This is a genomic window from Streptomyces sudanensis (assembly GCF_023614315.1).
In the GTDB taxonomy this organism is placed as follows: Bacteria; Actinomycetota; Actinomycetes; order Streptomycetales; family Streptomycetaceae; genus Streptomyces; species Streptomyces sudanensis.
The window spans coordinates 5,074,148-5,081,454 of record NZ_CP095474.1; the positions used below are offsets into that span (position 1 = coordinate 5,074,148).

General features: G+C 74.5%; 13 protein-coding genes. 2 read left to right on the forward strand and 11 right to left on the reverse strand.

Features of this window, described 5'->3' with window-relative positions; translation table 11 throughout:
• Nucleotides 1-89: 89 nt before the first annotated feature.
• Complete coding sequence (locus MW084_RS23475; RefSeq protein WP_010474792.1) at nt 90-881, reverse strand: VOC family protein; 792 nt, start codon at nt 879-881, stop codon at nt 90-92.
• A gap of 277 nt (nt 882-1,158) precedes the next feature.
• Here MW084_RS23475 and MW084_RS23480 point away from each other — a divergent pair, with 277 nt between their 5' ends.
• Entirely contained in the window at nt 1,159-1,446 is a 288-nt protein-coding gene (locus MW084_RS23480) for a hypothetical protein (RefSeq protein WP_010474794.1), read from the forward strand.
• A gap of 106 nt (nt 1,447-1,552) precedes the next feature.
• Here the strand turns inward: MW084_RS23480 and MW084_RS23485 are convergent, their stop codons facing one another.
• From MW084_RS23485 to MW084_RS23530, 10 genes are all read right to left on the reverse strand, one after another.
• Nucleotides 1,553-3,013, reverse strand: a complete 1,461-nt coding sequence (locus MW084_RS23485) for an aminotransferase class I/II-fold pyridoxal phosphate-dependent enzyme (protein WP_010474796.1) — start codon at nt 3,011-3,013, stop codon at nt 1,553-1,555.
• A gap of 74 nt (nt 3,014-3,087) precedes the next feature.
• Nucleotides 3,088-3,369, reverse strand: a complete 282-nt coding sequence (locus MW084_RS23490; protein ID WP_029553825.1) for a gas vesicle protein K — start codon at nt 3,367-3,369, stop codon at nt 3,088-3,090.
• Complete coding sequence (locus MW084_RS23495) at nt 3,366-3,551, reverse strand: gas vesicle protein (RefSeq protein ID WP_010474800.1); 186 nt, start codon at nt 3,549-3,551, stop codon at nt 3,366-3,368. The genes MW084_RS23490 and MW084_RS23495 overlap by 4 nt, the downstream gene beginning before the upstream one ends.
• Nucleotides 3,548-4,342 carry a GvpL/GvpF family gas vesicle protein gene (locus MW084_RS23500; RefSeq protein ID WP_010474802.1) on the reverse strand — a complete coding sequence of 265 codons (795 nt, stop codon included), beginning with the start codon at nt 4,340-4,342 and terminating at the stop codon, nt 3,548-3,550. Before MW084_RS23500 ends, MW084_RS23495 begins: the two co-directional genes overlap by 4 nt.
• Nucleotides 4,339-4,653, reverse strand: coding sequence for a gas vesicle protein (locus MW084_RS23505; RefSeq protein WP_010474804.1), 315 nt, complete (start codon nt 4,651-4,653; stop codon nt 4,339-4,341). Before MW084_RS23505 ends, MW084_RS23500 begins: the two co-directional genes overlap by 4 nt.
• Nucleotides 4,650-4,886 carry a gas vesicle protein GvpG gene (locus MW084_RS23510; protein ID WP_010474806.1) on the reverse strand — a complete coding sequence of 79 codons (237 nt, stop codon included), beginning with the start codon at nt 4,884-4,886 and terminating at the stop codon, nt 4,650-4,652. Before MW084_RS23510 ends, MW084_RS23505 begins: the two co-directional genes overlap by 4 nt.
• A gap of 3 nt (nt 4,887-4,889) precedes the next feature.
• Nucleotides 4,890-5,606: a GvpL/GvpF family gas vesicle protein gene (locus MW084_RS23515; protein WP_010474807.1), complete on the reverse strand. Its 717-nt coding sequence runs from the start codon at nt 5,604-5,606 to the stop codon at nt 4,890-4,892.
• A complete protein-coding gene (gene gvpJ, locus MW084_RS23520; protein WP_010474810.1) occupies nt 5,603-5,986 on the reverse strand; it encodes a gas vesicle protein GvpJ in 384 nt (127 codons plus the stop codon). The genes MW084_RS23515 and gvpJ overlap by 4 nt, the downstream gene beginning before the upstream one ends.
• Before the next feature lie 119 nt (nt 5,987-6,105).
• Nucleotides 6,106-6,369, reverse strand: a complete 264-nt coding sequence (locus MW084_RS23525; protein WP_010474812.1) for a gas vesicle protein GvpO — start codon at nt 6,367-6,369, stop codon at nt 6,106-6,108.
• A gap of 92 nt (nt 6,370-6,461) precedes the next feature.
• A complete protein-coding gene (locus MW084_RS23530; RefSeq protein WP_010474814.1) occupies nt 6,462-6,740 on the reverse strand; it encodes a GlsB/YeaQ/YmgE family stress response membrane protein in 279 nt (92 codons plus the stop codon).
• Nucleotides 6,741-6,999: 259 nt separating this feature from the next.
• Here MW084_RS23530 and MW084_RS23535 point away from each other — a divergent pair, with 259 nt between their 5' ends.
• Nucleotides 7,000-7,257, forward strand: a complete 258-nt coding sequence (locus tag MW084_RS23535; protein ID WP_010474816.1) for a WhiB family transcriptional regulator — start codon at nt 7,000-7,002, stop codon at nt 7,255-7,257.
• The last annotated feature ends 50 nt before the right edge of the window (nt 7,258-7,307 follow it).

Genomic DNA, 7,307 nt, shown 5'->3' on the forward strand with positions numbered 1-7,307 from the left:
GGGAGGACGGCCCCGGCAAACGCTGCCGGGGCCCGGGGGTCGCGGGCCCGGGAGCGGACCGGCCCGTCGCACCGGCCCGCTCCCGGTCTTCAGTCCCGGCCCGGGGCGAGGACGACGAAGTCCGCGCCGGCCGGGTCGACGCAGACCGCCAGGCGCCCGATGCCCTCGGCGTCCTCGGGGCCCGTCATGACGGTGCCGCCGCCCGACACGGCCCGGGCGACGGTGGCGTCGCAGTCGGCCGAACCGAACACCGGGTGCCAGTACGGGCTGCCGTCCGTCAGCCCCAGTTGCGAGGGGGAGAGCTGCATCATGCCGCCGTGCATCCGCTCGTCCGGCAGCCCGGCCGGGGTGATCAGCGTGTACGTGCCGCCCCCCGGGAGGTCCATGTCCTGCGCCCGCCAGCCGAACAGCTCCCCGTAGAACTTCCCGGCGGCGGACACGTCGGTCGTGTACAGCTCGACCCACGACAGCGCGCCCGGGCCGTCCGCCGCCTCGACGCCCTTGGTGGAGCCCGGCTCCCACACCGCGAACCGGCCGCCCTGCGGGTCGGTGCACTGCGCCATCCGGCCCTCGCCGCCGACGTCCGTCGGGGGGACCCGTACCGTGCCGCCCGACCGGAGCACGGCCCGGGCGGAGGCGTCGGCGTCCTGCGTGTGGAAGTAGATCGTCCACGCCGGGCGGGCGCCCTCCTCGACGAGCGGACCGAGCCCGGCGACCGCCCTGCCGTCCAGCAGGAAGACGCCGTAGCCGCCCGCCTCCGGGCCCATGGGCCGGTACTCCCAGCCGAAGACGGACCGGTAGAACCCGGCGGCCGCCTCGACGTCGGGCGCGCCCAGGTCCAGCCAGCACGGGGAGCCGGGGACGAAGTCGGTGGTGATCACGGGGGGTCCTTCCGTCGCGGGGGCGTGCCCGGGCGGTCCGCGGGACCCGGGCGGGATCCTCACGGCTCAGGGTGGCACTCCCGCCCGGCGGTCGCGCGCCCGTGGCGGGCGAACCGGTGACGCCCGGCCCCGGAAGGAGCAGAGGCGGCGGCACGGCCGGGCGGGGGAGGGGGCCTCNCGGGGCGGTCCGGGGGCGGTGCGATCGTCCCGTCGGGGCGTGTCGCGGGGAGGGCCGGCGGGTACCCGGCCCTCCCACCGCGCCGACCTGGGAGGCAGCATGAACGACGAGACGTCACACGACCGGGCCCGCGAGCGGAGCCGCGAGGCGCCCGGCGCCGGCTCGGGCGCCGAGGACACGGCGCACCGCCGCGACGTGCCCGGTACGGCGAGCGCCGCCGAGGGGTACCGGCCCGGCGAGGGCACGGCCGGCGGCGAACCGCTCGCCGGGGTGGAGAAGGACCCCTCCGAGGGCTCCGACGGCCCGGACGGTTCCGAGGGCCCTGACGGCTCCGACGGCGCGGATGTCGGCGCCGCCGACCGCCCCGGCGGCGACGGCCGGTCCTGAGGCGTTCCCCGCAGGCCGGGGAACGGGCCCCGCGCGAGCGCCCCACACGTGCGCCGGCCCCGTCACCGCGGACGCGGCGACGGGGCCGGCGCGGGCCCGGCGGAACTCACTCCGCGAGGACCCGGAACGTCTCCAGCGACCCGTCGGCCGCGTCGGGCACCAGCATCCCCGCGGCGACCCCGCTGCGCAGGTAGTCGACCACCTCCGCCGTGATGACCTCACCGGGCGCGACGACCGGGACGCCCGGCGGGTAGGGGCTGATCGTCTCCGCGGCGACCCGGCCCGCGGCCTTCTCCGCCGGCACGTGCTCCGCCTCGCCGAAGAACGCCGTGCGGGGCAGCACCGCCTGCTCCAGCTCCAGCACGCCCGGCTCGGGCAGCAGCACCGGCCGCGGCCGCTCGATGGAGTCCGCGCCCTCGACCAGCGCGCGCAGGGCGTCGCACAGCACGTTCTCGGTCCGGTCGTCGTCGGCGTGGGTGAGGATCGCGCTGATCCGGCACGAGTCGGCCGCGCCGATGTCGACGTGGCGCTCCGCCCGCAGCCACTCGGCGGCCTGCATCCCGCTGACGCCCAGCTCCCGCACGTCGACGGTGATCTTCAGCGGGTCGATCTCCGCCGCCAGGCCCTCCCGGACGACGGCGTCGTCCATGAGGCGCAGCCCCGGCATGCCCGCGACGGCCTCCCGCACGCGCCCCGCCCGGCGCAGCGCGCCCTCCAGCAGGTCGTGGCCCTGCTCGACCATCTGGCGGCGCCACCCGTCGAGCGTCGCGAACACCAGCGACGACGAGCTGGTCGTGGCCAGCAGGTCCTCCCGCTGGCGGAGCACCTCGGGCGACACCCGGTCGCCCTGGAGGTGGAAGACGGAGCTCTGCTCGACCGCCCCGCCCATCTTGTGCACGCTGGTCACGACCAGGTCGGCCCCGGCGTCCATGCCCCAGGCCGGCAGCGCCGGATGGAACGGCAGGTGGGCGCCCCACGCCTCGTCGACGATCAGCGGGACGTCGTGCGCGTGGCACGCCTCGGCGGCGCCGCGGACGTCCGCGCAGGACCCCCAGTCGGTGGGGGTGATCAGCAGCATCCCCTTGGCGTCCGGGTGGGCCCGCAGGGAGCGGCGCACGTCGTCCGGCTCCGGGGGGTGCGCCAGGTGCCGCTCCGCGTCCCACTTCGGGTGGACCCACACCGGCTCCACCCCGTTGACGATCACCGCCGCGATCACCGACTTGTGGGCGTTGCGGGACAGCAGCAGCTTCTCACCGGGCCCGGCCACCGCGAGCATCGCGGTCCTCACCGACAGGGAGCTGCCGCAGGTGGAGAAGAAGGCGTGCTCCGCTCCCACCGCGTCCGCCATCAGCTCCTGGGCCCGGGCGAGCACCCCTCGCGACTCGCGGCGGTCGTCCAGTCCGTTCAGCGACAGCACGTCGGCCCGGAACAGCCCCTCCCCGAGGACCTCCAGCACCCTCGGGTCGACTCCGAGCCCCTGCTTGTGCCCCGGCGGCCCGTACACCGCGTCGCCGCGCCGCCTGAACTCCTCCAGGGCTTCGAGGACCGGGACCCGAGAGTGATCCATGACTCGTCTCCTTCACGCGGTACGGCGCCGGGGGAGGCCCCCGGCGCCGGTCGGCCGCCGTCCGCCGCACGCCCTCACAGCAGCGGGCCGAGCGGCCCCAGGTCGATGTTCAGGTCCTCCGGTTCCAGCCCGAACCGGTTCCGCAGGACCTCCATGCGGTCCTCCAGCAGCATCAGCGTCATGCCGATGCGCTCCTCCTGGTCCTCCGTCAGGCCGCCCTCCTCCACCCGGCGCAGCGCCTGGCGCTCCATCAGCTCCCGCAGCAGCTCGATCACCGTGAGGACCAGGCGGGCGAGGTCCCGCTCCACGGAGTCCGGGTCGAGCTCCACCCGGCGGCGCGGGTGCGTCCCGCTCACGCCGGCCGCTCCCACGGCGCCGGCATCCCGTCGCCGACCGAGCTGATCAGCGCCTTCAGGTCGACCCGCACGAGGTCCACGTCGGCGATGCTGAGCGTCAGGTCGCCGGTGAGGACGACCCCGCCGGCGAGCAGCCGGTCCAGCAGGTCGACCAGGGCGACCCTGCGGTGCTCCACGCTCACGCCGCTTCCTCCTCCTCCGCGATCCCGGCGAACGAGTACGGCGCCCACGGCCCGGTCAGCTCGACCCGCACGCCCTCCTCCCCGGTCGCCCGGTCCACGAGGGCGACGAAGCCCTCGGCCTGCTCGCGGGCGACGAGGTAGGCGGCGTTCAGGACGTTCACCCCGCCCGTGTCGCCGGTGAGCCGCGGGTCCTGCGGCGGGTGGAGGACCGCCGCCTCGGCGTGCGCGGAGAGCCGGGCGTGCAGCGTGCGGGCCGCGTCCTCGGCGCGCTGCCGGCCCTCCTCCCGGCCGCTGCGCTCCCGCAGCCGCCGGCGCAGGTACTCCCGTCCGCCGACCGCTCCGGACGGCGCCTCCCGGGGGGTGGCGGGCCGGGCGGCGGGTGTCGTCTGCGCGTACACCTTCACGCCCCACTCGACCCGCCCGTCGAGGCGCTCCAGGGCCCGGGTGAACCGCTCGTGCCCCTCGTCCAGCAGCCGCCGCACCCCGCTGTCGTCGCGGCACACCGTGGCGAGCCGGAGCGGCAGGGGGGAGGTGACCGCGGTGAGGGCCGCCAGGACGGCGTCGTGGCAGCGTGCGGTGGCGGCCAGCCAGTCCAGGTCCTCCAGCCGGGCGCGCAGGGGCTCCTCCTCGAAGTCCTCGGCGGGGACCGCGTCCACCACGGCGACCAGGTCGCCGTGGTGGAGCAGCCGGGGAGGCTCCCCGGTGATCCCGGCGGCGCCCTCCGGGAGGACCCCGTCGAAGGGCCGGCACACGGCGTACACATAGCGCAGGGACGGGGCGAGGGTGCTCATGCCGTACGCTCCTCCAGTTCGGCGATGCGCCGCCGCAGTTCCTCGTTCTCGCTGGCCAGCGCGTCGGGACGGGCTTGCGAGGAGAGCGCCGGGTCGTGGCGCCACCAGTCGATGCCCATCTCCTGCGCACGCTCCACCGAGGCCACGACGAGCCGCAGCTTGATGGTCAGCAGCTCGATGTCGAGCAGGTTGATGCGGATGTCGCCCGCGATGACGACGCCCTTGTCCAGGACGCGTTCCAGGATGTCCGCGAGGTTCGCGCCACCGCCCTCGGGCGCGAACGGGGAGGGTGAACGGGTGGGTGTCGTCATGGGCCCCCGGCCCCTTTCTCCAGTCGGTCGAGGAGTTCGTCCTCCAGCCGGTCGAACGTCTCCTCGTCGATCTCTCCGGCCTCCAGCCGCTCGGTGAGACGGGCGAGTTCACGGCGGACGGCGGCCGGGTCGTAGTACTGCCGTTCCGCCTCCTCCACCACCCGCCGCAGCACCCAGGCGGTACCGCGCAGCGGCGCGGCGGGCAGCAGGAGCAGCTCTCCGAGCAGGCCCACGGCCTACTCCACGAAGCTGTACGGCGGGAGCGGCCCGTTCACCTGGAGCACCAGGTGCCCGTGCTCCTTGCCCAGCGCGTCGACCGCGTCCGTGAACGAGCCCGCCCGGTCCCGCTCGACGAGGAAGGACAGGTTCGCCAGCCGGCCGGTGTTGTCCGGGCCGGGCCGGCACTCCGTCGCGGCCCCCTCCAGGGCCTCCTGCACCAGGACCGCGTCGCGGGCCTCCCGGTGCTTGACGGCCGCCGCGATGCGCTCGCCGAGGGCGAGCTTCTGCTCGTACGTGCCGCCGCCCGCCGCCCGCTGCTCCTGGCTCATCGCCCGCAGCTCCGGGTTGTCGGCGAGGACCTGGTGGAGCACGGCCTCCTCGTCGTGGGCCGCCTTCACGTTGTACTCGACCTTGCCGTCGAGGCTCTTGAGCCGCTCCAGGTAGTGCTCCTCGCGGTCCCGCAGGACGGCCAGGACGGCGTCGTCGTCGGGGGAGACCCCGCCGAACCGCAGCGGGAGGACCGTGCCCTGCGCGCCCGCCTCGGCGAGCACGTTCTGATGGGCCAGCAGGTCCCGCCGCTTCGGCCGCAGGTTCTCGGGCGCGTCGCTCACCAGCGCGGCGACCCCACCGTGGGTGAGGACCCGCACGGGGTGGGGCGGGTCCCCCACGCCGTCCAGCTTCTCCGGGAGCGAGGGGTGCGAGCTGCGGATGATGCCGTAGACGTACGTGCTCACTTCTCCTGTTCCTCCTTCTTCTCCTGGCGGGACGAGGAGCGGCCGAGGGTCTCGGAGACCGTCTGCGCCGCGCCCTGCAGCGCGCCCTTGGTCTTGCCGTGGGACCCGGACTTGGTCATGTCCTCGACGACGTCGGTGAGCTGCGCCGGCGCCTTGCGGCCGGTCTCCAGGTCGAGGCGGTTGCAGGCCTCGGCGAAGCGCAGGTACGTGTCGACGCTGGCGACGACGACCCGCACGTCGACCTTGAGGATCTCGATGCCGACGAGCGAGACGCGCACGAACGCGTCGATGACCAGTCCCCGGTCGAGGACGAGTTCCAGGACGTCGTACAGACCGCTGCTGCCGCCGCCGCCCGTAGTGGATCGGGTGTCAACCGTCATGTCTTTCCGCCTTTCTGACGAGGTGTCAGTGGTCGGTTCGTCGTTGTCGGTCCGTCGTTGTCGGTCCGTGGTCCGGAAGGGTCGGCGCCTCGGGGGCGCTCCGCGCCGGCCGGCGCCGGTCAGCGGCCCTGGTCGTCGGCCCGGCCCCGCTCGTAGCGGCGGACGCGCCGGTAGCCGGTGAGGCCGCCGTCCTCGTCGAGCTCCACCTCGTACGAGGAGAGCAGGCTCGTCGTGTCGGGAATGCGGGACACCTCGACGACCTCGACGTTCAACCGCCAGCCGTCGTCGGTGCGCTGGAAGGACGAGACGGACTCCGGTTGCTGCCCGATGAGTTGGGCGAGCTGCTCGCAGCCGAGTCTCAGGGTTTCGGGTGTACTGGCCATGACCGCCTCCGGATTGCCGCTTCTGGATGCCCGAGCGTCGGGGACCGGCGACGGCGGCACCCCGGCCGGGGGCACCGCCGCCGCGGTACGGGTCAGGCGTGCCGGCGGGTCCGGTGGGAACCGGTGACCATCCGGTACACGGCGAGCAGGATCACCGAGCCGATGATGGCGGCGATCCAGGTGGAGAGGTCGAAGAAGCCGTCGATGGAGTCGACCCCGAAGAGGACCTTGCCCAGCCAGCCGCCGAGGAGACCACCGGCGATACCGATGAGCATGGTGATGATGGCGCCGCCGGGGTCGCGCCCCGGCATCAGGGCCTTGGCGATCATGCCGGCGATCAGCCCTATGAGTATCCACGCGATGATTCCCATGGAGTCTCCTACCGTCGTGTGCGGATAACTGCCTCGCTTCAGCGCCTTTACCGTCCCCGCCGTTCCAAACCCCGGTGCGAACGCCCCGGAGAGGGCCGCCCCGACCGCACACGTGACCGCCGTGTGACTTTTTTGGGCATTTTCCTCATATGGAGGAGACGGTGTCGTTTCAATGCCGTGGTGAGGGTCAGGCGCATCGGGTACGCGGTCGTGCGTAGCCGGAGGGCCGTGTACCTACCGACGAGCGAAGGAGACTTCCGTGGAGGACTGGCGACAGTCGGCCGCGTGCCGCGACGAGGACCCGGACCTGTTCTTCCCCGTGGGAACCAGCGGCCCGGCGCTGATGCAGGCCGAGCAGGCGAAGCGCGTCTGCACGGGCTGCCCGGTGCGCGAACCGTGCCTGCGGTGGGCCCTGGACGCCGGGCAGGACTTCGGCGTGTGGGGCGGCACCGGCGAGGACGAACGGCGCGCGCTGCGCCGCCGCGAGGCCCGCGCCGCCCGCCGGGCGGCCGGCTGAACGGCGCCGCGGCCACCGGCNGANGNCGGGCGAGCCGGCCGGTGGCGGGC

What these genes read in the sequence shown, in the direction of transcription:
- MW084_RS23480 (WP_010474794.1), top strand. Translation starts at nt 1,159, where the DNA reads ATGAACGACGAGACGTCACACGACCGGGCCCGCGAGCGGAGCCGCGAG.
- MW084_RS23485 (WP_010474796.1), bottom strand. Translation starts at nt 3,013, where the DNA reads ATGGATCACTCTCGGGTCCCGGTCCTCGAAGCCCTGGAGGAGTTCAGG.
- MW084_RS23500 (WP_010474802.1), bottom strand. Translation starts at nt 4,342, where the DNA reads ATGAGCACCCTCGCCCCGTCCCTGCGCTATGTGTACGCCGTGTGCCGG.
- MW084_RS23505 (WP_010474804.1), bottom strand. Translation starts at nt 4,653, where the DNA reads ATGACGACACCCACCCGTTCACCCTCCCCGTTCGCGCCCGAGGGCGGT.
- gvpJ (WP_010474810.1), bottom strand. Translation starts at nt 5,986, where the DNA reads ATGACGGTTGACACCCGATCCACTACGGGCGGCGGCGGCAGCAGCGGT.
- MW084_RS23525 (WP_010474812.1), bottom strand. Translation starts at nt 6,369, where the DNA reads ATGGCCAGTACACCCGAAACCCTGAGACTCGGCTGCGAGCAGCTCGCC.
- MW084_RS23530 (WP_010474814.1), bottom strand. Translation starts at nt 6,740, where the DNA reads ATGGGAATCATCGCGTGGATACTCATAGGGCTGATCGCCGGCATGATC.